The 25,138-nt window shown below is 48.5% G+C and carries 15 protein-coding genes; 7 read left to right on the forward strand and 8 right to left on the reverse strand.

The window, feature by feature from the left end; genetic code table 11:
- Both srfAA and hxlR read right to left on the reverse strand, forming a co-directional pair.
- The coding region (gene srfAA, locus G9F75_RS14695; RefSeq protein ID WP_167409196.1) for a surfactin non-ribosomal peptide synthetase SrfAA at positions 1 to 8,174 on the reverse strand (8,174 nt) is incomplete at its 3' end.
- Positions 8,175 to 8,765: 591 nt separating this feature from the next.
- Positions 8,766 to 9,128 (reverse strand): transcriptional activator HxlR, encoded by a 363-nt coding sequence (gene hxlR / locus G9F75_RS14700; RefSeq protein WP_021494206.1) that lies wholly within the window; start codon positions 9,126 to 9,128, stop codon positions 8,766 to 8,768.
- A gap of 231 nt (positions 9,129 to 9,359) precedes the next feature.
- On the opposite strand from hxlR, the gene hxlA reads away from it, so the two are divergent.
- From hxlA to G9F75_RS14720, 4 genes are all read left to right on the forward strand, one after another.
- Positions 9,360 to 9,995 (forward strand): 3-hexulose-6-phosphate synthase, encoded by a 636-nt coding sequence (gene hxlA / locus G9F75_RS14705; RefSeq protein WP_014416875.1) that lies wholly within the window; start codon positions 9,360 to 9,362, stop codon positions 9,993 to 9,995.
- Entirely contained in the window at positions 9,992 to 10,549 is a 558-nt protein-coding gene (gene hxlB, locus G9F75_RS14710) for a 6-phospho-3-hexuloisomerase (RefSeq protein WP_021494205.1), read from the forward strand. The genes hxlA and hxlB overlap by 4 nt, the downstream gene beginning before the upstream one ends.
- A gap of 330 nt (positions 10,550 to 10,879) precedes the next feature.
- Positions 10,880 to 11,317 carry a NucA/NucB deoxyribonuclease domain-containing protein gene (locus G9F75_RS14715; RefSeq protein WP_003156588.1) on the forward strand — a complete coding sequence of 146 codons (438 nt, stop codon included), beginning with the start codon at positions 10,880 to 10,882 and terminating at the stop codon, positions 11,315 to 11,317.
- A 20-nt stretch (positions 11,318 to 11,337) separates the two neighbouring features.
- Positions 11,338 to 11,736, forward strand: a complete 399-nt coding sequence (locus tag G9F75_RS14720) for a competence protein ComJ (protein WP_014416873.1) — start codon at positions 11,338 to 11,340, stop codon at positions 11,734 to 11,736.
- A gap of 40 nt (positions 11,737 to 11,776) precedes the next feature.
- Here the strand turns inward: G9F75_RS14720 and G9F75_RS14725 are convergent, their stop codons facing one another.
- The 6 genes from G9F75_RS14725 to G9F75_RS14750 form a co-directional block, all read right to left on the reverse strand.
- Positions 11,777 to 13,213, reverse strand: coding sequence for a glycoside hydrolase family 1 protein (locus G9F75_RS14725; protein WP_021494204.1), 1,437 nt, complete (start codon positions 13,211 to 13,213; stop codon positions 11,777 to 11,779).
- 103 nt (positions 13,214 to 13,316) lie between these two features.
- On the reverse strand, positions 13,317 to 13,595 hold the full coding sequence (locus tag G9F75_RS14730; RefSeq protein ID WP_263612330.1) for a YckD family protein: 279 nt from the start codon (positions 13,593 to 13,595) through the stop codon (positions 13,317 to 13,319).
- A 116-nt stretch (positions 13,596 to 13,711) separates the two neighbouring features.
- A complete protein-coding gene (locus tag G9F75_RS14735) occupies positions 13,712 to 14,146 on the reverse strand; it encodes an RDD family protein (RefSeq protein ID WP_021494203.1) in 435 nt (144 codons plus the stop codon).
- A 14-nt stretch (positions 14,147 to 14,160) separates the two neighbouring features.
- Entirely contained in the window at positions 14,161 to 15,297 is a 1,137-nt protein-coding gene (locus G9F75_RS14740; RefSeq protein ID WP_007609290.1) for a zinc-dependent alcohol dehydrogenase, read from the reverse strand.
- A 64-nt stretch (positions 15,298 to 15,361) separates the two neighbouring features.
- Positions 15,362 to 16,564 (reverse strand): GTP-binding protein, encoded by a 1,203-nt coding sequence (locus tag G9F75_RS14745; RefSeq protein WP_095273256.1) that lies wholly within the window; start codon positions 16,562 to 16,564, stop codon positions 15,362 to 15,364.
- Between the two features lie 189 nt (positions 16,565 to 16,753).
- Positions 16,754 to 17,959 (reverse strand): MFS transporter, encoded by a 1,206-nt coding sequence (locus G9F75_RS14750; RefSeq protein ID WP_014416869.1) that lies wholly within the window; start codon positions 17,957 to 17,959, stop codon positions 16,754 to 16,756.
- 181 nt (positions 17,960 to 18,140) lie between these two features.
- Here G9F75_RS14750 and nirB point away from each other — a divergent pair, with 181 nt between their 5' ends.
- From nirB to nasD, 3 genes are all read left to right on the forward strand, one after another.
- Positions 18,141 to 20,468 carry a nitrite reductase large subunit NirB gene (gene nirB, locus G9F75_RS14755; RefSeq protein ID WP_167409197.1) on the forward strand — a complete coding sequence of 776 codons (2,328 nt, stop codon included), beginning with the start codon at positions 18,141 to 18,143 and terminating at the stop codon, positions 20,466 to 20,468.
- On the forward strand, positions 20,461 to 22,593 hold the full coding sequence (gene nasC, locus G9F75_RS14760; protein WP_167409198.1) for an assimilatory nitrate reductase catalytic subunit NasC: 2,133 nt from the start codon (positions 20,461 to 20,463) through the stop codon (positions 22,591 to 22,593). The genes nirB and nasC overlap by 8 nt, the downstream gene beginning before the upstream one ends.
- Positions 22,594 to 22,712: 119 nt before the next feature.
- Entirely contained in the window at positions 22,713 to 25,130 is a 2,418-nt protein-coding gene (gene nasD, locus G9F75_RS14765) for an NADPH-nitrite reductase (RefSeq protein ID WP_103527169.1), read from the forward strand.
- The last annotated feature ends 8 nt before the right edge of the window (positions 25,131 to 25,138 follow it).

The following is a 25,138-nucleotide window of genomic DNA, read 5'->3' on the forward strand; positions in this document are numbered from 1 at the left end:
TCGTGATGCCAGAAGCACAGGTTCACCAGCGCATGGTGTTCGACCATGACACCTTTCGGCTGTCCGGTCGTTCCTGACGTGTAAATCATATAAGCGAGATGATCCGCCGTTGTTTCCGTCTGCGGGTTCGCTTCATCATTTTCATCAAGCGGCAGGCTCAGAATGGAGCGGCTGCCGTCAAGCAGAATCGTTTCTCCGTTGTAGCTGTCCGGCACGTCCAGCGCTTCCTGTGTGAGAAGAAGCTTCGCGCCGCTGTCCTGCAGAATGTAGCTGATCCGCTCTTCCGGATAGTCCGGATCAATCGGCACAAATGCCGCGCCCGCTTTCAGGACGCCGAGTACGCCCGCGGCCATTTCCAAGGACGGTTTCGTCAAAATGCCGACACGTTCGTCAGCCGTGACGCCGCAGTCCATGAGAATGCGCGCGATGCGATTCGCCCTTGCGTTCAGCTCGCCGTACGTCCATTTCGTGCCGTTGTATGCCGCGGCCGGCCGGTTCGCGTAGCGGGCGGCCGTTTCTTCAAAGAGACGGTGAACCGTTTTGTCCCGCGGCACAGAGAGTGTTTTTCCTTTCCATGCATTAAGGAGGGCTTGTTTTTCTGTTTCATTCACCAATGAAAGCTCAGAAAGCTTCGCAGCCGGATTTTCCGCTGCGGCTTCTAACAGATGAAGCCAGTAATGCTTCCATGTCTCTGCCGTTTCCGGTTTAAACAGCGCGGTGTTATATTCAAGCACAAACGTTAAGCCTTCGTCTGTGTCCTCAGCCGTCATTGTCAGGTCAAACTTGGCTGTTTTTCTGTCAAACGGATGGTGCTTCAGCTCAATTCCTTCCATGACCAGATCTTCCGCATTTGCATTTTGCATTGAGAATACCGCATCAAACAGCGGATTTCTGCTCGTATCACGCTGCACCTCAACCTTTTGCAGAAGGTCTTCAAGCGGATAATCCTGCGCGTCAAATGCATGTAAAGCGGTTTGTTTCACTTCTTTAAGATAGTCCGTGAACGTTTTGTCCGCCTCCGGATACGTACGAAGCGCGAGTGTATTCACAAAAACACCGATGACGTTTGCGAGATCCGCATGTGACCGTCCCGCAACCGGCGAGCCGACAATGATGTCATGCTGTCCGCTCAGTTTTGAGAGAAAGGCGCTGTATGACGCCAGCAGCACCATGTACATGGTAGAATCCGTTTGTTTCGCAAGACTGCGAAGAGCCGACGTCTGTTCCTCAGTCAGAGAAAAGACCAGCTTGTCTCCTTCAAAGGTTTGCACGGCCGGACGGCTGTAATCAGCCGGCAGCGTCAATACCGGAAGCTCGCCGTCAAGCTCCCGAAGCCAATGCTTCTCCTGCTTGCGGTACTGCTCTGATTGAATAAATTTCTGCTGCCATACCGCATAGTCTTTATAATGAATCCGCAGCGGCTCAAGCGTTTCGCCGCCATACAATCGGGACAGTTCATCTATCAGCACGCCGACTGAAGCGCCGTCCGAAATGATATGGTGCATATCAAACAGCAGCAGGTGGTCATGTTCAGCCAGCTTGACCAGTCCCGTTCTGACGAGAGGAAGCTGATCCAGGCGGAACGGCCGGATAAAGCTCTGAATAATCCGTTCAGCATCTTCTTCAGAGGCTTCATAATATTCCATGTCGATATCAGCTTCCGCCCATATGCGCTGAACCGTTTCTCCATCCTTTATGTCAAATGTCGTTCTGAAGGCTTCATGGCGTTCTGTCAGCTGTTTCATGACGGATTTCAGCTTTTCTGCATCAAGCTTTCCTTTTAAGCGGAGCACAGACGGCATGTTATAGCTTGTTTCAGCGCCTTCCAGCTGCTGAAGCACGAACATCCGCTTCTGCGGTGAAGAAACCGGATACGTTTCCCGCTCGGCCGCCGGTGTGATGCTCTCAGCCGCCTTCCGCTCAGCCCCTTCAATCAGCTGCGCCAGCCCCGCAGCCGTCGGAGAAGTGAACAGATCCTTTAAGGTAAGCTGCACGCCGAATGTCTTCTGGATAAGGGCCAGCAGTTTCATCCCCGCTAACGAGTGGCCCCCGATCTCAAAGAACTGATCATGGACGCCGACACGTTCCATTTGCAGCACCTCAGCCCAAATATCCGCCAGTTTTTGTTCTGTTTCATTGCGCGGCGCCGTATATGCCACGGCATTCGCTGCGGTCACATCCGGCATCGGCAGCGCCCGTCTGTCGATTTTTCCGTTCCCTGTAAGAGGCAGTTCATCCAATTGAATAAAGACGGACGGAATCATATAAGCCGGAAGATCCTTCGCCGTATGCTCCCTCAGCTCCCGGGAAGAGATTTCTCGGAGGCCGACAACATACGCGCAAAGAAGTTTGTCACCCGCGCCCTGATCCACAGCGAGCACAATGCATTCCTGAATCTGGTCATGGCTTTGGAGCTGATGCTCAATTTCGCCAAGCTCAATCCGCTGACCGCGGATTTTCACCTGATGATCGATACGTCCGATAAACTCGATATCGCCATTCGGAAGCCATCTGGCCAAGTCGCCCGTTTTATACATCCGTTCACCTTCCTTAAACGGATGCTCTACAAATTTTTCTTCCGTCAGTTCAGGACGGTTGTAGTACCCTTCTACGAGACCTTCCCCGCTGACGCACAGCTCTCCCGCGATACCCGCCGGCTGAATGCGTCCGGCTGAGTTCATAATAAAGACTTCCGTATTGCTGACCGGTTTCCCGATCGGAACGGAGAGCGTATCCTCTTCAATGACATCCACCGGATGGTATGTCGCAAACACCGTGCTTTCCGACGGGCCGTACATATGAAGCAGTCTTCCTTTTCCGACTGCCGCCAGCGCTTTTTTGACATGTTCTACAGACGCTCTTTCGCCCCCGAACATGATTTTCCGAAGCGTCGTCAGACAGGACGGCTCCATATCAACAAGCAGGTGGAACAGGGCCGTCGTAATCATCAGAATGCTGACGTTCTCCCGTTTGATCACACGGGACAGGCGTGACATATCCAGCACCGTATCTTTCGGGACGATCACAAGCTTTGCACCGTTTAACAGCGAACCGAACATATCAAACATAAAAGCGTCAAAGACGTAGTTTGACAGACCGAGCACTGTGTCCTCTTCAGAAACAGTCAAATAGTTCGTGTTTTTTACCGTCCGCAAAATGTTGGCATGTGTGACGATGTTTCCTTTCGGCGTTCCCGTCGTGCCTGATGTATAAGTGAGATTGGCAATCGTTTTGGAATCAAACGGCAATGCTGGATTGCGAGAGTCCTTTTCATAGCTCGCCTCATCATCAGCAAGCACAATGACGCCTTGAAAACCGGCCTTTTCCGCAAGCGGCTTGAGGCTTTGCTGAGTCATGAGCACATTCGCCCCGCTGTCGCGGAAGAAATGCTGAATCCGCTGAACCGGATGCTCAGGATCAATCGGCACATAGGCGGACCCCGCTTTTAACACAGCCATAATGGAAACAATCATATCCATTGACCGTTCACACAGAACAGCCGCGGTTTTTCCGCCGCCTCCGACCGAAAGAATATGCCGCGCAAGCCTGTTGGCGCGTTCATTCAGCTGCTGATACGACAGGGTTTCCCCTTCGAACTGAAGAGCCGTCCGGTCAGGGTTCTTTCGGGCTTGTTCTTCAAAGATCTGCACGATCGTTTGCTCTTTCGGGTATGCCGTGCGTTCCGGGTTGAACCGCTGTAATTGAGTCAAAGCCTCCCGTTCAGAAAGCAGATCATATTCGCTGATTTTCGCATCCGGCTGAGCTGCCGCTCTCTCCAGCAGACGGACATAGTGCGCAAGCATGCGATCCGCAGTTGAGCGCTTAAACAGCTTCGTGCAATAATCCAAATCAAGCGCAATGCCTTCCGCTGTTTCCCGGGCCTGCATGGTCAGGTCGAATTTGGCGATATTGAAGTTTGTTTCATAAAGAGCCAGCGTCAGATTACCGATCTCCGGAATTCCGTCCGAAGCATTTTGCAGACTGAACATCGTGTCAAATATCGGATGCCTGCTCATGTCCCGGGGTACGTTCAGCTCCTCGGTCAGCCACTCAAACGGATAATCCTGGTGGGAAAACGCATCCAGCACCTGCTTGCGCACATGACCTAACAAGCCGGCAAATGTCTGACCCTGCTTCACGGAGCTTCGCAGCGCAAGCGTGTTGACAAACATCCCGATAAGCCCCTCGGTATCAGAGTGGTTTCTTCCCGCTGATGGTGTTCCCACGATGATGTCTTCCTGTCCTGAATACTTAGAAAGCAGCGTATAGTATGCCGATAACAGCACCATGTAAAGGGTGGCTCCGTTTTTCTCGGCAAGCTTCTGCAGCCGTTCCCGCAGCATTTTCGGCAGCTTGACGGACACGCGGTCACCTTCAAAGCTTTGCACCTGCGGCCGCGGATAATCAGGGAGCAGCTGAAGCACCGGCAGTTCCCCGCTGAAGACTTCTTTCCAGTACGCCCGCTCCTTCTTGTAGCCTTCTTTCGCCCGTTCCGCCTGCCATACGGCATAATCTTTATATTGAATGCGCAATTCAGGCAGCTGATTTCCCCCGTAGATGTCAGCCAGTTCCTTCAGCATGATGGAAATAGACACCCCGTCAGAAATCAGGTGATGCATATCAAACAGCAGCAGATGGCTATTGTGACCGAGCGTTTGCAGGCCGATTCTGAACAGCGGCGCCTCAGATAAATCAAAACGGCGCACAAAGTCCTTCATGACCTGTTCATTCGTTCTTCCGCGCGCTTCGATCATTTCAATATGAAACGGAACATGCTCGCCAATCACTTGTCTCGGCGTGCCGTCCTCTGATTGAAACGATGTTCTGAGCGCTTCATGCCTGCTGATTAAGGCAGAAAATGCACGCTCAAGCTTTTCACGGTCTAAAGCGCCCTCAATCATGGCCGCAGCCGGCATGTTATATCCGACTCCCGCGTCTTCAAATTGGCTTGCGATATAAGTCCGCTGCTGAGCGAGCGAAAGCGGATAGCTCGCCTGCTTCTCAGCCGGCTCAATTGCATTGAATGCCGGTCCTTCGTTTCGGTTTTCCGCATAATCGGCAAGCGCCGCAATCGTCGGATGCTCAAACAAGTATTGCAGCGGAATTTCAACGCCCATTTGCTTATGAATTTTCGTCAGAAGCGTCATTGCCTTTAATGAATGACCGCCTGACTCGAAGAAATGATCATAAATGCCCGCCTTGTCCATTCCGAGGACTTCCTGCCAGATGACGGTGAGCATTTCCTCCGTTTCATTTCTCGGCGCGGCATATTCGGATGAGCTGACAGCCTGCACATCAAGCGCAAACAGCTTTTTGCGGTCCGCCTTCCCGCTCGGCGTGAGCGGAATTTCGTCCGTTTTTGTAAAGTAAGCGGGCACCATGTAATCAGGAAGGTGCTTGGACACATACTCCCTGTACTCGGCAGGGTGAAACTCGGTTCCTTTTTCCTGAACGATATATGCGCAGACATCTAAGCTGCCCTGCTGATCCGGCCGTGCCAGCACGACGGCCTGCGCCGCGCCCGGAGCTTTTCTGAGCACCGTTTCAATTTCTCCCAGCTCAATACGGTAGCCGCGGACTTTCACCTGATCATCTTCACGGCCGATATATTCGATCGTCCCGTCCGGCAGCCAGCGCGCCATATCACCCGTGCGGTACATGCGGCCGCTTCCGTTAAACGGGTCCTGCAAAAACTTCTCTGCGGTCAAATCCGGAAGATTTAAATAGCCGCGGCCTACACCATCACCCGCGATATACAGCTCACCGGCCGTGCCGTCGGGCTGAAGCCGCTGGTGCTTATCCAATATATACAGACGGGCGTTGCCGAGCGGTTTTCCGATCGGAACGTACGCCGCCTGTTGATTCATTCCGTTATCGGCTGACATCTGATGCACGGACGCATCTACGCACGTTTCTGTCGGCCCGTAGACATTCGTCAGACGCGGCGTCCTGCCCGATTGATGAAAGAGCGTCATCAGCTGTTCAGCAACAGCCGCGGACAGGCCCTCTCCCCCAATGAGCATGTGGCTGAGTTCAATTCCGCTGACATCTCCCGCCGCAACCATCATCTGCAGATGCGCAGGCGTTCCGTCAGTGGCTTCAATCCGGTTTTGACGATAATAGTCCAGCAGTGCCGAGCCATTCGTTACAGTCGTTTTCGGCACGATATAAAGCGTCTGTCCCAAAAGAAGCGAGGCGAATATCTGTTTGACGGACGCATCAAAATGAAACGGAGCCAAAAGCGCCATTCTTAATGTCTGCTCACCGCATTGATAAATCTCCTGCTGCAGTGATTGCACCAGATGATGAACTTGCCGGTGCTCAATCATCACGCCTTTCGGCCGCCCCGTTGTACCTGACGTGTAGATGATGTAAGCCAGCCGGTCTGATTGTGTGCTGACACCGTCCGCAGCCGTCTCATACTGAACAGCCTCGTCAAAATCAATCCGTTCGGCATCCGCTGCAGGCGCCTGTATTCCGGCTTCCGTCAGAACAGCCTTCGCTCCGCTGTCCTCCAAAATGTACTGAATCCGATCCGCTGGAAAGTCAGGATCTATCGGCACATAGGCGCCGCCCGCTTTCAAAATTCCCAATATTGCCGCAATGACACGCTCAGAACGGCCAAGCAGCACCGCGACAGGAGAATCGGCTGATATCCCGGCTTGAAGAAGACGTCCGGCAATACGTCCTGACTGTTCATGCAATGTGCGATAGGACAATGTTCGGCCTTCATACACAACCGCGGGTTTGTCAGACAGTGACTTCACTTTCTCTTCAAACAGCCCCGGAATCGTCATCTCCTTGCGGTAATTCACCGGATTGCCGGAGGCCCGTTTCAGCAGCCGCTCTTTCTCGGATTCAGAAAGAAGAGTAAGTTCATCAATTATGCGATCAGGAGATGAAATCGCATCTTCAATCAGCGTGATCAAACGTTCAGAAACAGATTCAATCTCTTCCCCCTTGAAAATGTCGCTGCGATAGTCAAAATCAATTGTCAATTTCCCGGTGTCCCATCGTTCCTTCACATGAATTGAAATATCATTTGTACCGCTTCCGCTGAAAATAGGGTCTGTCAGGAAGGACAGATTCTCTTTTTTCTGCCACTGCATCACCTGGTACTCCAGAGCCACCGTAAACAATCTGCTCAGCGAACTTTTCGAAGCGCGCAAATCATTGACAAGCAGGTTATACGGATACTTTTGGTGGCGGAGAATTTTCATCAGATCCTTCATCCGGCCTTTAACGAATTCCAAGAACGACTGTCCTCCGTCAACGCTTGTCCGCACAGGCACCGTAGATACGAACATCCCGAGCATCTGCTTTTCTTTCGCATTCGTCCGGTTTCCCATAAACGTACCCGTGACAACGTCATCCCGGCCGGTCACTTTGTAGAGATAAGTGATCAGAGCTGACTGGAACAGAGACAGTACGCTGACTTTATGCTCCTCGCAGAATGAATGAATGCGGCCATATAAGTCGTGAGGAATTTCTTGAGAAAACCGTTTCGCATTAAGACCCGCATCTGCCTGGCTCCGTTTCAGGGACACAAGCTCCGGCACGGTCTCAAACTGCCCGTTCCAAAAATCCCGATCCTTTTTAAACCGCTTCGACTGCACATATTCCTGCTCTGTCAGCACATGCTCAATAAAAGAAGGAATCTCCGTCTGTTCCTCACTTGTCCCGCCTGAAAGCTCCAAATAAATATCAGTAATCGCATTGCCCAGAATCGTCATGGAAATCCCGTCTGAAATAATGTGATGCACATTAGCGTAAAACCAGACCTCATTTTCACTGATCGTGTGCACGGAAAAACGGAATAAATCCTGATCATATAACGCCAGAGGCTTGCCGGCTTCTTCACGCCCCCATTTGGACAGCTCGTCCGCAGAGCAGCCGGCTTGTCTGATATCCGTGTGCCCGATAGAGAGCGGACGGTATTCGCTCACATATTGAACGGGCTCCCCCTCATCATCAAGCCGCAGACGGATTCTCATCGACTCATACCGCCGGACGAATTCCTGTATCGCTTTCTCAACGTAATGAGCCTGTACGCCGTCTTCAGAAATGAGTTTCCCGAAACCGGCTAGATTTGAAATGCTTGTGTTCGGATAGAATTTTTCTGTATACCAGATACGTTTTTGAGCATTTGTTAAAGGATAAAAAGTTATTTCCATATGTGTGCGCCTCCCCTTTTTAAGATAAAGTTGTCAATTCTCCCTTAGAAACAGCCTCCCTCTATGTCCCTAACTCATTCTCAAGCCAAAAGAACCACTTACCTCCAAAAACGATCCCGATTCAATCACCGCCGAAATCCGTCATCCGTTCACCCGCGCAGTCCGAAATGCGGCATCAAATTTATGAGAAATCAAGACAAAAAGCCATTGATTGTAAGCACGAAAGGTTTACCTATTTCTGCATGTATTTCTATATATCTACTTACGTTCACTTTATATGAAAATATTGTTTTTATCACCGAAAAATGGGTGAAAAGTTTCATGCGGCACACCGAAAAAAAATCCGACGAATCCAGAGGGTATTTTGCGGCATCCCGCAATTTATTTTCAAAAATATTATTTACGTAAAATTAAAAATCTTTAAACTATAATGAAAATCTGTCGAATATCCAGTTATGGCAGAATGAAAAAAATTTACGTACGTAAGCTGACCCGGAAAAAACAGCGCAAGAACCGAAACAGACGGCCCGAATGTTCGCAATATGATTTCATTAAACCGCAAAAAAAGCACTCTATTTTACATAGAGCACTTCAAAAAGATTCCTTTATTGCAGTTTTATCAATGTTGATTAATTCCATATAATCTTTTCCCCACTTATACATGGCGTCCAGAATCGGCATAAGGCTTTCTCCTTGCGCCGTTAAAGAATACTCCACTTTCGGAGGGACGACAGGGTAAACTTCCCTGTGAACGATCAGATCCTGCTCCAGCTCCCTGAGCTGATTCACAAGAATTTTGTGCGTAATATCCGGAATTAAAGCTTTCAGCTCATTAAACCGCTTCGTCCCTCCTTTTCCCAAGTGCCACATAATCAGCATTTTCCACTTCCCGCCTATCACGGCAAGCGTCAATTCCTTTTCGCAATTAAACGTTTTCTCATCCATTCGGCTCACGGACAATTCTCCTTCCTCTTACTTTTTGTACGGTCATCATCTATTCATACACGCTTACTTTTTCACACAACTTTCGTCAGTTTATACTACCACGCAGTTTTGCTGAAACAAAGCGCATTGCCTGCGGGGACAGTATCCTCAAAGTAACTATTAGACTTCAAAGTGCGTACTTCTCAACATGCGGGGCACTCTATAGAATGGAAATACATGAAAAAGAGGAGTGGATATAAAGTGGAATTACAGCTGGCATTAGACTTAGTAAATATCCCGGAAGCAATTGAACTTGTGAAAGAGGTCGAACAATATATAGATGTTGTAGAAATCGGCACTCCCGTTGTCATTAATGAAGGACTGAAAGCCGTGCAGGAAATGAAAACAGCCTTTCCTCACTTGAAAGTGCTTGCCGATCTTAAAATCATGGATGCAGGCGGTTACGAGATCATGAAAGCGGCAGAAGCGGGAGCCGACATCATCACCGTTTTAGGAGCGACAGACGACTCAACGATCAAAGGGGCGGTTGCCGAAGCAAAAAAACAGCAGAAAAAAATCCTTGTCGACATGATTAACGTAAAAAACCTTGAAACACGGGCAAAAGAAATTGACCAACTCGGTGTTGATTATATTTGTGTTCACACAGGTTATGATCTTCAAGCAGAAGGAAAAAATTCATTCGAGGAACTGACGGCGATTAAAAAAGCGGTCAAGAGCGCTAAAACCGCAATTGCCGGAGGCATTAAACTTGATACGCTTCCTGAAGCCATCAAACAAAACCCAGATTTAATCATTGTCGGCGGAGGCATTACGGGAGCTGACAATAAAGCGGATGCTGCTGCTAAAATGAAACAGCTGATCACACAAGGATCATGAAAACGACTGAATACTTACATGAAATACTAAATGAAATATCCCGCACCGCAGCATTAATATCCGACAGTGAAGCTGACAAGCTTGCGGATCAGATTTTATCGGCAGATCAAATCTTCACGTCCGGAGCGGGCCGTTCCGGCTTTATGGCTAAAGCGTTCGCCATGAGGATGATGCACATCGGCCTGAACGCTTACATCGTCGGTGAGACGCTTACCCCTCCCCTCCAAGAAGGCGGTCTCGTCATCATCGGCTCAGGCTCAGGCGAAACAAAAAGTCTGCTTCATACGGCTGAAAAAGCCAAAAACCTTAACGGCATCATCACTGCATTAACGATTAACCCCGCTTCAAGTCTCGGCAAACTTGCGGATCTTACAATAACGATTCCCGGCTCTCCTAAGGAAGAGACCGGCGGAGACAGAAAGACGATTCAGCCGATGGGTTCTTTATTCGAACAAACTCTTCTGCTGTTCTACGATGCGGTTATTCTAAAAATCATGGAGAAAAAAGAATTGAATTCAGCAGACATGTTTACAAAGCATGCGAATCTGGAATGATTTGCTGACGGCCTTCTTATCAGATGGCCGTCTTTTTATCGTCCTGTTTCGCACGACACTCGCAGACGAAGATACCTCGCCGGTGAGCTTATCGCTATAATAAGTCAATTGACGATACGGCCGCAACCGTTCATTTCTGAATAGGGAAACGGCAAAAAACACTTTCTGATCGAATTTTTAATGAATAAAGTTGATTTGTGCGGATGGTTTTACAGATATTCAGCTGAATTGCGGCTGAGAAATATATTTTAACAGCTTTACAGCCGGCCGATTCTGCTTTATTCTTGGACCAGCTTAACAGCAATTTATAACTGGAGGTGATTGATACTCTTGAAAACATTAAAAGCACTGCTGCTTGTTCTTATCATCATTGCCGGAGCAGTCGCGGCCCTGATCAAGGGTGATCTTTTCTCAGATAACGAGCAGACCGTTCAGAAGAGTGATTACGACAAGGTAATCCTATTTCCGTCCGATCGATATCCGGAAACAGCAAAGCATATTAAGGACGCGATAAAAGAAGGACATTCCAGCATATGCACCATTGACAGAGACGGAGTACATAAGCGGCGTGAGCAATCTCTTAAACATGTGCCTGTCAAAACGGGATACGATAGGGATGAATGGCCGATGGCGGTTTGTAAACAGGGCGGAAATAATGCCTCCGTAGAATATATTTCTCCGGCAGACAACCGCGGAGCCGGCTCTTGGGTCGGACACCAGCTTACCAATGATCCCGACGGAACGAGAGTATTATTTAAAATCAAGTAAAAAACAGGAGGAACAGCGCATTGATTAAATCATGGAAACCGCAAGAACTGGCCATTTCTTATCATCAATTTACAATCTTCCAAAAAGATTCAGAACCGCCTGTTATCGATTGGACCGATGAAGCCATTGAAAAAGGATATGCGGAAGCTGACGGAGCTGTTTCATTTGAGGCAAGGAGAAATACGAGGGCATTTATCGTCCTCAGGCTTAACACAAGTGAACCGGTACCATCCTATGAGAAAAAAGCGACTGTTCCCTTTGAGGCTGTAAAAGATGGAATTGAGATTGAAAGCGTGATGTCAAAGCGGCTTTCTTTTAATATTCCGAAAGGCCGATACAGCCTTACCTGTTATTCAGTGCCTGCCGAAATATCCGATCTTCATGCGGATACGTATATTATTGATGCAGCCGCAATGTAAAAGAAAGCCCTGAGAGAATCATATTTCTCTCAGGGAACTTTTATAAACTTTTACCGTTTGTTTCAATTACATTTCGGTACCAATAAAAACTTTTTTTCCTGATCCGTTTCAAATCCTTTTCATCTTCTTCATCTCGATTGATATAGACAAAACCGTAGCGTTTTTGATAGCCGTTCAGCCAGCTTAACAGATCCGTGAATGACCAGCTGCAGTAGCCGATGAGACGAACTCCGTCACTAATGGCCTCTCTGCACTGTTCAAGATGGGAGCGTAAATAGTCAATTCTGTAGTCATCCTGAATTGAGCCGTCTTCTTCTATTTTATCGAATTCCCCCAGCCCGTTTTCTGTTATAAAAACCGGCAGATCATAGCGGCTCGTTATACGCCGGAGGCCGATGCGCAGACCTATCGGGTCAATCGTCCAATCCCAATTACTCGTCACGAGATTAGGATTCTTTTTCGTTTTAAACAGCCCCGGTATACCGGTATCCTGGTTTGTCCCTTTCTGACCAGTCGTGTTCATTTTCCCCTCCGATACACCGTCAAGAGGATTTCTTTCGTACGTAATCGTCTGATAATAATTAACACCGATAAAATCCGGCTTGCCTTTCGCAAGCAATTCCATATCCCCGGCTTCAATGGCGGGCGCCCAGCCCTTTTCCTTTAAATAATTGAAAGGAATTTGCGGATAAGTCCCCCGGCAATACATATCAAGCCACCAATGGTTCATAAATTCCTCTGCGTTTTCAAATGCAGTTATGTCTTCAGGGTGACTTGTAAGCGGATAAGCCGGTGAATAAGCGAAGCTCGGGCCGATCAAACCGTCAGGAACATATTGTCTGAAGGATTCAATCGCTTTGGCATTAGCTAAAAATGCGATATGATTCGCTGCATAAAATCGTTTTCTGTCCTTTACGCCGGGCGGATGTGCAGCTGTTATAAACCCGTTATGAAAATTATAATTCTGCTCATTTAACGTGACCCAGTATTTCACCTTGCCGGCAAATCTTTTGTATAACGCAATGCAGTAATCATTGAAATCATCAATAATTTTTCTTGATTCAAAGCCGCCGTATTCATCCATCAGCGCCTGAGGCAAGTCCCAATGATAAAGAGTCAGCACCGGCTCAATATCGTTAGAAATCAATTCATCGATCAGGTCTTCGTAAAATGCGACCCCTGATTCGTTAATTTCCCCTCTGCCATTCGGAAAAATTCTCGGCCAGCTGACAGAAAATCGGTAAGCTTTCAAACCCATTTCTGCCATCAAGACGATATCTTCTTTATAGCGCTCATAATGGCCGACTGCTGTATCACCATTTGAGCCTTTAAACGTTTTACCCGGTATTTTCGTGAATAAGTCCCATACTGAAGGTCCTTTACCGTCTTTATTCCAGGCTCCTTCAACCTGATAGGCAGCCGAGGCTGACCCCCATAGAAATGTATCAGGGAACAGGCCCTGTTTTTTATGTATCATGTGTTTCATCCTCCTGATGCGTATGATATTGATATCATACGTTATGAAACGCGTTTCAGAGCAATCCCGATAAAAACAAAAAAGCATCCGGCTTGCCGGATGCTTAAGAATGATGATGCCGCTTTTCCAATTTATGAGGCGGAGGCTTCGGGACAAACCCATTTTGTTTCATCATGTTAAAGCGCCTGTCCATATGCTGTTTAATATGTTCTGCTTTTTCTTTCGGCAGGACCCCGTACTCAACATATTTGGATATGACATGTTTTCGTTTTTCGAGCACTTCTTTTTCAAGTGATTCAATTTCTTTTTTCTGCTGTTCCGTGAGTGACATTGTTGAAGGCATTTTTGTTCCGGCGGCGTGTGCCGGCATTGTGAAAACCATTGCTGTAATGAAAAACGCAGCTAAAGACAATGCAGCTTTTTTCATGACTCTTTCCTCCTTTAACGTTTGTTATATGTTGCTCCCCCATCCATTTTTTATGCAAAAAAAGAGCGAAATTATTCGCTCTTTTCAATCGATTCGTCCGGCAGCGCGTATGTGACATACGTTCCCGCTACAAAATCGTGGATTGACCGTTTGTCTTCTCTCATACCGACCATGAATGCGCTCACGATCACACCGATTCCAAACGTCACCCCATATATCAGGCCGCCCACAAGCACTCTCAAAATCATAGTGAGAAAGCCTACCTGAGTTCCGTCTTTTTTGACGATGCGGATACCGCAGATCTTTTTGCCGATAACATAACCGTTCCAGTATACAGGGAGCAAAATACCATAAAGAGTCAAAATAATGCTGATCATTGCGCTCTCATTCGGATCTTTTCCTGTTGCCAGCATAAAAATAATCGCCAAAGGCACTGAAGTAATTAAATAGTCGAGTACCACGGCTCCCAATCTGATCCAAAATCCCGCCGGTCTGTAAATATTCATCGTGTTTCTCCTCGCTATGGCTTCAAAATCACTTTAATGTTGCCATCTTCTTTTTTGTCAAATATATCATATGCAGCAGGAGCTTCCGCAAGACTCATTTTGTGTGTAATGATATCCGTCGGATCAATTTCATTTTGTTCGATCATTTGATACAGCATCGGCATCAGATGAATAACGGGTGCCTGGCCCATTTTTAAAGAAACGTTGCGTGTGAAAAAATCGCCGAGCGGAAAGCCGTCCGCTTCAGAAATGTATGCGCCCGTGAGCTGCACGGTTCCGAACTTCTTAACGGCTTCTGATGCTGTAAGAATCGGACTGATCGTTCCGAACTGATTCGGTTTTTGCTCTGTTTTTTCTTTTGAAAGCGGCGTGCCGTCCATTCCGACACAATCAATCACTACATCCGCGCCCCCTGACGTTTGTTCATGCAGCAGTTTCCCGATCTCATCATGTTCTGAAAAATTGAAGGTCTCTGCTCCGTTTATGCGTCTCGCATGTTCAAGGCGGTGCGGGACTTGATCAACTGCGATAACCCGTTTAGCTCCTTTTTTCCACGCGAATTTTTGCGCCATTAAGCCGATCGGGCCTGATCCCAGAATAACGACTGTATCCCCTTTTTTCACTCCGCTGTGCTGGACGCTCCAAAAGGCGGTCGGCATGACATCTGACAGAAGCAGCACCTGCTCATCTTCAAGCTCACTGTCTGCCGGAACCAGAAAAGAAGAGAAATCAGCATAAGGAACACGTAAATATTCAGCCTGCCCGCCGGGATAATTACCGTTAAACTCCGAGAAACCGAATAAGCCGCCGGCATCTGTATGAGGGTTTGGATTTGATTCATCACACTGGCTTTCCATCTGGTGCTTGCAATAATGACATTCTCCGCAGCCGATGTTAAAAGGAATCACGACCCGGTCGCCTTTTTTCAGCTTTTTGACTTGACTGCCCGTTTCTTCAACGATTCCCATCGGCTCATGCCCGACGATATAACCCGGATCGGCGGGTATTCCGTTTTTATATAAATGAAGGTCTGAACCGCATATCCCGGTTGCGGTGATTCGAACGATGACATCTCTCTCATCTTGAATGGCGGGTGCCGGGACTTCTTTCACTTCCATATGTTCTTTTCCTTGGTATGTCAGTGCTTTCACACTTGGTCAGCTCCTTTTTCATCACTCCTTCCCTTTTCACCTGCTTCTAAACTTGGCCGGTATGTTATTCGGCCCGCTGAATATCCCATTGAAAAGGATCTTCAAGCTGCGACCAGTCGGAATCGAACTCAGACGGCGTGAGCAGGCACTGATCCAATTCCTTTGTAATGGCTGCTTCATCTAAATCTGTTCCGATAAACACCAGGTTCGTATGACGATCTCCGAATTGGTCGTCCCAATCTTCCAGAATCTCCGGTTCCTGCTGTTTGATCTGCTCCTGCTCAAGTTTCGGCATTGCCGCCACCCAATAAGAAACAGGCTCAATCGAAACCGCCGGACCCGCCTGAGACATCAGCAGCGCAAGGCTGTTGCGGGTTGCGCACCAAGCAATTCCTTTTGCGCGCACAATGTTGTCAGGCATTGATTGATGCAGCCAGCTGTCAAAACGAGCGGTATGAAACGGCAGACGCCGCGAGTACACAAACGAAGTGATGCCGTACTCTTCCGTTTCCGGAGTGTGCGCTTCATGACCTGCCGTCAGTTCCTTTATCCATCCTGCTGATGAACTCGCTTCCTCAAACTCAAATAAACCGGTATTCAATATGTATTCGGCGGGCACTTCTCCGCGGACGGACCGGATCAGTCTGGCACGGGGCTGTAATGCGCGAAGGACCGTTTCCAGCTGTTCAAGCTCTTTTTCGCCCACCATGTCGCATTTATTTAAAATGAGCACATCACAAAACTCGATTTGGTCAATTAATAAATCGGCAATCACCCGTTCATCCTCTTCTCCCGCCGCTTCCTTCCGGTCAAGAAGGCTGTCACCGGACTGGAAATCATGCCAGAAGCGGTTTGCATCCACCACGGTCACCATTGTGTCCAGCCTGCAGAATGTTGTCAGATCAATGCCCATTTCTTCATCTATATAAGAAAATGTCTGGGCAACGGGAATCGGTTCGCTGATCCCTGTTGATTCAATCACAATATAATCAAATCTGCCGTCTTTCGCGAGTTTCTCAACTTCGACTAATAGATCCTCACGCAGCGTGCAGCAGATACAGCCGTTGGATAATTCTACGAGTTTCTCATCCGTCCTTGACAAGCCGCCTCCCTGCTTCACCAATCCCGCGTCTATATTTACTTCGCTCATGTCATTGACGATGACGGCAATTTTTAAACCGTTGCGGTTTTGTAAAATATGATTCAAAACGGTCGTCTTTCCGGCACCAAGATAGCCGCTCAATACTGTAACCGGAATTTTTTTCATATAAATAGCCTCCTGACAAAATAGAATGATTACGATTTATATCCCGCACCTGCCCCTTTTTCATCATGATGTACATTGTTATAAATCGTAACCGTTACTATTTATTCTGATATATTCTCCGTTTAAAATCAAGTGAAAAATAATCAATCATAAAAAAGACACGCTGTCATACGTGTCTTCCGCCCAAACTTAAACATCCGCAGGACTGTTTTCAGTGCCATAGCTTTTTCTCCAAAAATAGCCTGCGGCCAGAACAAGCACAAATGCGAGCAATGCGATACATGAAAAAGAGATAAAACCGATCGCATAAGTTCCCGTCATCTGCTTCAATGATCCTAAAATATTGGGAAGGAAAAAACCTCCTATGCCGCCGGCCGCTCCGACGATTCCCGTCACCATTCCGATTTCTTTTGCAAAGTGCTGAGGGACAAGCTGAAATACTGCTCCGTTGCCCATACCGAGCGCCATCATTCCGATAAACAACAGAACGATCACCGTTGAAAGCGGAGGCAGGCTGCTGACTCCCGCCATACACAGAGCCGCGATGACAAACAGTACAGCGAGAACTTTCGCACCTCCCGCACGGTCTGAAATCCAGCCTCCTGCAGGGCGAAAGAAACTGCCCGCTGCAACACATATTGTGACGAAATCACCGGCATGGATTTTTGACAATTGATATTGATCAACGAAAAAAATCGCCAAAAAACTTGATAATCCCACAAAACCTCCGAAAGTGACGCCGTACAAAAGACAGAAACACCATGTCTCCTTCTGCCTGAAAACGTGAAGATAGTTTTTAAGCGGCTGCGGTGCGGGCTGTGCAGGAGAGTCCTTCGCCATGACGATAAACAGTATAAAAACGATCATCAACGGAAGAAGCGCAATTCCCATTACACTGTGCCACCCAAACTGTTCTGCGAGGCGGGGACCGAACAATGTCGCAAACAAAGTGCCGCTGTTGCCGGCACCTGCTATCCCCATCGCAAGCCCCTGCAAGTGAGGCGGATACCACCGGCTCGCCATCGGAAGCGCGACAGCAAAACTTGCGCCCGCCACGCCCAGCAGAATGCCGATCGCATACAGCTCAGTCAAAGAACGGCCACCGAATGCCCCCCAAAGCAGCGGGATCATTGTAATCAGCATCCCGATCACGGCTGTTTTCTTCGGACCGATCCTGTCCGTTAACACGCCTAAAATGATCCGAAACACAGATCCTGATAAGATCGGCAGAGCCACGACAAACCCTTTTTCAAAAGAAGATAACCCGAAATCCTGAGAAATATAAACGCCGAGCGCCCCCAGCATGACCCAAATCATAAAACTCACATCAAAATATAAGAAGGAACAGAGCAGAGTGAGCGGATGGCCGCTTGTTTTTAATTCCGACAGCTTCATAACATTCTCCTTTCTGGTCTTCTATCATTTCAAATTGCTGAATCAAGAATATATGACCGGCATTCACTGGAAAAGACATGTGTAAGATAATGCGACACATTTAATGCGTTAATCAGGCAATGTGCCATAATTTCTCATAGAGAAGCAAAACTTACAGGCAGCTGCAAAGGAGGTTTGGCGAATGAAGAAACAACGATTAATTGTTGCAGGGAACGGAATGGCCGGAATCCGCTGTATTGAACACATTTTAAAGATGAACCGTGACATGTTTGAGATTGTTATTTTCGGAACCGAACCTCATCCCAATTACAATCGCATTCTCTTATCCTCCGTTTTACAAGGTGAGGTTTCGCTTGATGACATTACGCTGAATAGCCGCGAATGGTACGAAAAAAACGGAATTACGCTTTCCACGGGAGAAACGGTTGTACACATAGATACAGAACGGCAGGTTGTCACAACGGATCGGAAGCGCAGCATGACTTACGATCATTTCATCGCGGCAACTGGCTCCTCTCCTTATATTCTCCCCATACCCGGAGCAGAGAAAGAAGGCGTCTGCGGCTTTCGGACAATAGAAGACTGCCAATCCCTTATCAATGCGGCCGGCCGGTATCAAAAGGCGGCGGTCATCGGCGCCGGTTTATTAGGTCTTGAAGCGGCCGTCGGCTTACGGCAGCTCGGCATGGACGTCAGCGTCATTCACCACTCTTCCGCCATTATGCAAAAACAGCTTGATCAAACGGCATCCCATCTGCTGCAGAAAGAACTGGAGCGAAAAGGCTTAGTCTTTCTTTTAGAGAAAGACACGGCATCCATTACAGGAAACTCACGGGCGGAAGGCATCCGTTTCAAAGACGGTTCTTCCATAGAAGCAGACCTGATTGTCATGGCCGCCGGTGTGAGGCCCAATATCCGATTGGCTGCATCTGCCGGACTTTCAGTGAACCGAGGAATCATCGTCAATCAATTCATGCAGACGAACAAACCGAATGTGTATGCCGTCGGTGAATGCGCGGAGCATGACGGGATTGTATACGGATTGGCTGCACCGCTTTATGAACAGGGAAAAGTGCTCGCACAGCATCTATGCGGCGTTCCGTGTGAAGGGTTTCAAGGCTTTGCACAATCTGCGGCCTTAAAAATAGCCGGTATTGATGTATGGTCGGCAGGAAAGGTGCACGAGGATGAGCACACAGCCGGCATATTGTTCCATGATGAGCATGGAGGCATCTACAAAAAAGCGCTCTTTGAGGACGATAAACCGGCCGGCTTTATTTTATTCGGGGACACGCGCGGTAAACAGCGGCTTCTCGACAGTCTTGTGAAGCAAAGGGACATTTCCATCGTGAAAAAACAGCTCATGGAACCCGATCAAGGCGGTATATCCTTTGAATCCATGCCACCCCATGAAACCATTTGCCAATGCAGCTCAGTGACCAAGGGCTCCATTGAAGAAGCGGTGAACAAATATGGCTTAAAAACCGCGGAGGAAGTGAAGCACATGACAAAAGCGTCCGGGTCTTGCGGGGGATGCAGGCCGCTCGTCGAAGACTTGCTGAAGTATATGGTAAGCGATGATTACACAAAACCTTCCCGCCAGCCTTCGTTTTGCGGCTGCACCGATTTGACGGAAGAAGAAGTCATCGCCGAACTTCGGCGCCGTCCATTCACTGATACCGCCGAGGTGATGGAAGTGATCGGCTGGAAAACAGAAAACGGCTGCCGCATTTGTATTCCGGCGCTTCACTACTACCTGGAAAGGATGCGGCCTGATTTTATGCAGTTCAATGAAATATCGGCAGAAGAGACATGCACCCTGATTCCGCAAATGTACGGCGGACTGACAAGTGCGGGAGAGCTCAAAAACATCGCAAACGTCATTGAAACATACGGCATCCCCGGCGTTTCAATTACTGACAGTCACCGGCTGAAGCTTTCCGGAATCAGGCCAAATGACCTTGCAACCATCAGAAAAGCACTGAACATGCCGGTTTTCTCCCCCCGGCACCGCTGGACGATTCAAATCAAAGCATGTACGTGCGGACAGCATCGCTCCTTTCAAGAGCTGGCAAGCAGGATTGAACGAGATACCGACACACTTGCCGTCCCCGCTTATGTATCCGTCAGCTTGTCATGTGAAAACAATTGCACCGATGTTTACATTCAGGATATCGGCGCGCTTCAGACACAAACTTGCTGGGAAATTTATATCGGGGGCGTCCGCGGAAAACAAGCCCGCGCCGGCAGCCTTTTTTGTGTGACGAATAACGAAGACAGTACCGCCGCTATGATGAAAGGCCTTATTCAATATTATCGCGAAACGGCTCACTACAACGAAGCGATTTATCAATGGGTTGACAGACTCGGCCTCGTCCATATCAGAGAAATGCTGTTTGAAGAAGATATGCGGACACAGCTTCTGAAAAATCTCCGTTCAGACATATCCCTGCTTCAAAACCTGTCTGCCGGGAAAACGCCATACGAAAGGATGAAGCTTTTTGACTGAACCGATGCTCCGTTATTTCCGTGACAAACTGCAAGATGTCCAATCGGAAAAAACATATGAGACGCAATGCCCGTTCTGCAGCATGCAATGCAAAATGCAGCTTACGGAACAAACCTTCGCGGCACGGAAGAAATACACTGCAATCGGCATTGATAATCCGACGACACATGGCCGTTTATGTACAAAAGGCATGAATGCCCATCAGCATGCCGTGCACTCTTCCCGCATTACACGCCCCCTGCTTAAAAAAAACGGTGAATTTGTGCCTGTCTCTTGGGCTGAGGCACTGAATCGCATAAAGGAACAAATCAATCTGATCCAAACCGAACACGGCAATGATGCGATGGCCGTCTATGGGAGCGCCTCAATTACAAATGAAGAAGCCTATCTGCTTGGAAAGTTCGCACGGGTCGGCTTACAGACGAAATACATCGATTACAACGGGCGGCTCTGTATGTCTGCCGCAGCAACGGCGGCCGGCCAGACATTCGGCGCGGACAGGGGCCTGACGAATCCATTATCGGACATTCCGCATACACGTGTCATCATCCTGGCAGGCACCAATATCGCGGAATGCCAGCCGACGATCATGCCGTATTTTGATAAAGCGAAAGAAAACGGGGCTTACATTATCGCCATTGATCCCCGGGAAACGGCGACGACTAAAATAGCCGATCTTCACCTGAAAATCAAGCCCGGCACAGACGCCGCTCTGGCAAACGGACTCGTCAAAATCTGCATTGACGAACAGCTTACAGACAAAGACTTTATCCGCACACGCACAAACGGATTCGATAAGCTCAAACGGCATACCGACGCTTTGGATCTGGAAGAGATCTCCGAGCAGACAAGTGTTCCTTTGGAGCTTATGCGAAAGGCCGCCGTGAAGTTTGCCAAGGAAACATCCGGCATGCTCTTTACAGCGCGGGGGATCGAACAGCAGACTGACGGTACCGCGGCGGTGAAAGCTTTCTTAAATATGGTGCTGATCACCGGAAAAATCGGCAAGCCCTTCTCAGGTTACGGGGCGATTACCGGTCAAGGCAACGGACAAGGCGCGAGAGAACACGGCCAAAAAGCGGATCAGCTTCCGGGCTACCGTTCTATCGAAATTGAAGAACACCGGGCGCATATTGCGAAGGTGTGGGGGATTCATCAGGATGAGCTGCCGCGAAAAGGTGTCTCAGCCTATGAAATGATAGAAAAAATAGATAACGGCGACATCAAAGGACTGTTTCTCATGTGTTCCAATCCGGCTGTTTCCGGCCCAAATGCGAATTTCGTCAAGCAGGCAATCAAGAAACTGAGATTTTTTGTCGCAGTTGACTTATTTATTTCTGAGACCGCGGCATTCGCAGATGTGATTTTACCCGCCTCCTCTTATTTGGAAGACGAAGGCACGATGACAAACGCAGAAGGCCGCGTGACATTAAGAGAAGCGAGCCGCACCTGCCCCGGCGAAGCGAAGCATGATTGGCAGATCATTTGTGATCTCGCATCCGCTCTCGGCAAGGGCCGCTACTTTTCTTATACGTCAGCGGAGGATATTTTTAATGAATTGAGAGAAGCGAGCCGAGGCGGGGTTGCCGATTATTCAGGCATCTCATACGACAGGCTCAGACGTGAAGGCGGCATTCATTGGCCGTGTCCGGAATCTGATCATCCCGGAACCGGGCGCTTGTTTACAGAATCATTTGCTCATCCGGATCAAAAAGCGGCATTAAGTGTGATTCCAAACGAACCACCTGTTCCTAAAGAGAAGCCGACAGCCGATTATCCGCTTTATTTAACGACAGGCAGAGTCATGTCTCACTACTTAACAGGCGTCCAAACAAGAAAAAGCTCTGCCTTGGCTGCAAGACATTTCGAATCCTTTGTGGAAATCCACCCAAAAACGGCGGCCGACTATCATATCGAAGACCGTGTTCTCGTGAAGATAGAATCCCCCCGGGGCAGCATCACGGTGCGGAGCAGATGGTCGGAGAACGTACGAAAAGACACGTTGTTTGTCCCCATCCATTGGTCTGACACGCAAAACGTCAACGATTTAATTGGTGAAGCCTTGGACCCGGACTGTAAAATGCCCGGTTTTAAGATGTGCGCGGTACGAATCAGCCCTATATAATTTTTCATAAAATTTTTAGATTTTTTAGTATTTTTTGTTACATTTCATAACATGCATCTTAAATATTTGTTTTTGCTGTGCTACGCTAAAAAAAACAAAGATAAGGAGCGGATCATCTGATGGGAAAAAAACAGCTAGTCCTTGTTGGAAATGGAATGGCCGGGGTAAGAGCGATTGAAGAAATACTGCGTGTTTCAAAAGACGAATTTGAGATTACAATATTCGGGGCCGAACCTCATCCCAACTATAACCGAATCCTTCTGTCAAAAGTGCTGCAAGGCGATACCGACATTCAAGACATTACGTTAAACGATTGGAACTGGTACAAAGAAAACAACATTCAGCTGTATACCGGTGAAACAGTCATCAAAGTCGACACGGAAAACAAAACCCTCATCACCGATGCAGACAGAATCCAGCCTTACGATGAACTCATCCTGGCGACAGGCTCTGTCCCTTTTATCCTTCCGATTCCGGGCGCAGACAAACAAGGCGTCACGGCATTCCGGGACATAAAAGATACAGACACGATGCTCGCCGCGTCAAAACAATATAAAAAAGCAGCCGTCATCGGCGGAGGACTGCTGGGTTTGGAAGCCGCACGCGGACTGCTGAATCTCGGAATGGACGTGTCTGTCATCCACCTCGCCCCATTCCTGATGGAGCGCCAGCTTGACGCAGCGGCGGGACGCCTGCTGCAAAACGAATTAGAAAAACAAGGCATGACCTTTTTCCTTGAAAAGCAAACCGAAGAAATTCTCGGTACTGACCGTGTCGAAGGCGTACGCTTCAAAGACGGCACAAGCATCGAAGCTGACCTGGTCGTCATGGCGGTCGGCATCCGCCCGAATACACAGCTTGGCACAGAAAGCGGCATTCCGGTAAACCGCGGAATCATTGTTAATGATTATATGCAGACTGACATTCCGCACATTTACGCGGTCGGTGAATGTGCCGAGCACCGCGGAATCGCATACGGTCTTGTGGCGCCGCTCTATGAACAGGCGAAAGTGCTGGCCAAACATATTTGCGGCATTGAAACAAAACCGTATGAAGGCTCCGTTCTCTCCACTCAATTAAAGGTATCAGGCGTCGAAGTCTTCTCTGCCGGTGACTTTAACGAATCAGAGGACAAAAAAGCGATTAAAGTGTTCGATGAGCAGGACGGCATTTATAAAAAAATCGTCCTGAGGGGCAATCAAATTGTCGGCGCTGTTTTGTTCGGAGACAGCAGCGAGGGCAGCCGCCTGTTTTCAATGATTCAAAAAGAAGCCGATATCTCTGAAACCTCCAAAATATCAATCTTACAGCCTCTTGATCAGGAAGCAGGCGCAAGCATGACCGCGGCGATGAGCGACGATGAAATCATCTGCGGATGCAACGGCGTTTCAAAAGGCGCGATTATTCAAGCCATTCAGGAAAAAGGCTGCACATCAACGGACGAAATCAAAGCATGCACCGGGGCATCCCGTTCCTGCGGAGGCTGTAAACCGCTCGTGGAAGACATTCTTCAATATACACTGGGCTCAGAATTTGACGCGTCCGCGCAAAAAGAAGCGATTTGCGGCTGCACCTCACTGTCGAGAGATGAAGTCGTAGAAGAAATCAAAGCCAAAGGGCTGTCCCATACAAGAGAAATCATGAACGTGCTCGGCTGGAAAACGCCGGAGGGCTGCTCCAAATGCCGTCCTGCCCTCAACTACTACTTAGGCATGATTAATCCGGCTACATACGAGGATGACAGAACATCCCGTTTTGTGAACGAACGGATGCACGCCAATATTCAAAAAGACGGAACATACTCAGTCGTGCCCCGTATGTACGGCGGCGTGACCAACTCTAAGGATCTCCGCAAGATCGCCGATGTCGTCGACAAATATGAGATCCCGCTCGTTAAAATGACCGGCGGCCAGCGAATTGATCTCATCGGCGTCAAAAAAGAAGACCTGCCGAAAGTATGGGCCGAGCTTGATATGCCGTCAGGCTACGCGTACGGAAAAACACTCCGCACGGTAAAAACGTGCGTAGGCGAACAATTCTGCCGCTTCGGCACGCAAGACTCCATGGCACTGGGCATTGCGCTTGAGAAAACATTCGAAGGGCTCAATACGCCTCATAAGGTTAAAATGGCCGTGTCCGCCTGCCCTCGGAACTGTGCGGAATCAGGCATTAAGGACCTTGGCGTTGTCGGCATCGACGGAGGCTGGGAGCTTTATGTCGGCGGAAACGGCGGAACCCATTTGCGCGCCGGTGATTTGCTGATGAAAGTAAAAACGAATGAAGAAGTCTTAGAATATGCGGGTGCTTACCTTCAGTACTACAGAGAAACGGCAAACTATCTGGAGCGGACATCCGCATGGCTTGAGCGCGTCGGTTTATCTCATGTCCAATCCGTATTAAACGATCCGGAAAAACGGCAGGAGCTCAACGACAGAATGAATGAAACACTCTCTGTCCACAAAGATCCGTGGCAATACTTCCTTAAAGATAAAAAAGCATCTAAAGATCTATTCGAAAATGTCGTCACGACTTCATAAAACAGTAA

Origin of the sequence: Bacillus sp. EKM208B, assembly GCF_011800725.1 — a bacterium.
GTDB classification, from domain to species: domain Bacteria; phylum Bacillota; class Bacilli; order Bacillales; family Bacillaceae; genus Bacillus; species Bacillus velezensis.

Excerpts from the sequence above, each read along its gene's own strand:
- hxlB (WP_021494205.1), top strand. The coding sequence starts at position 9,992 with ATGAAAACGACTGAATACTTACATGAAATACTAAATGAAATATCCCGC.
- G9F75_RS14725 (WP_021494204.1), bottom strand. The coding sequence starts at position 13,213 with ATGATACATAAAAAACAGGGCCTGTTCCCTGATACATTTCTATGGGGG.
- G9F75_RS14730 (WP_263612330.1), bottom strand. The coding sequence starts at position 13,595 with ATGGTTTTCACAATGCCGGCACACGCCGCCGGAACAAAAATGCCTTCA.
- G9F75_RS14735 (WP_021494203.1), bottom strand. The coding sequence starts at position 14,146 with ATGAATATTTACAGACCGGCGGGATTTTGGATCAGATTGGGAGCCGTG.
- G9F75_RS14745 (WP_095273256.1), bottom strand. The coding sequence starts at position 16,564 with ATGAAAAAAATTCCGGTTACAGTATTGAGCGGCTATCTTGGTGCCGGA.
- G9F75_RS14750 (WP_014416869.1), bottom strand. The coding sequence starts at position 17,959 with ATGAAGCTGTCGGAATTAAAAACAAGCGGCCATCCGCTCACTCTGCTC.
- nirB (WP_167409197.1), top strand. The coding sequence starts at position 18,141 with ATGAAGAAACAACGATTAATTGTTGCAGGGAACGGAATGGCCGGAATC.
- nasD (WP_103527169.1), top strand. The coding sequence starts at position 22,713 with ATGGGAAAAAAACAGCTAGTCCTTGTTGGAAATGGAATGGCCGGGGTA.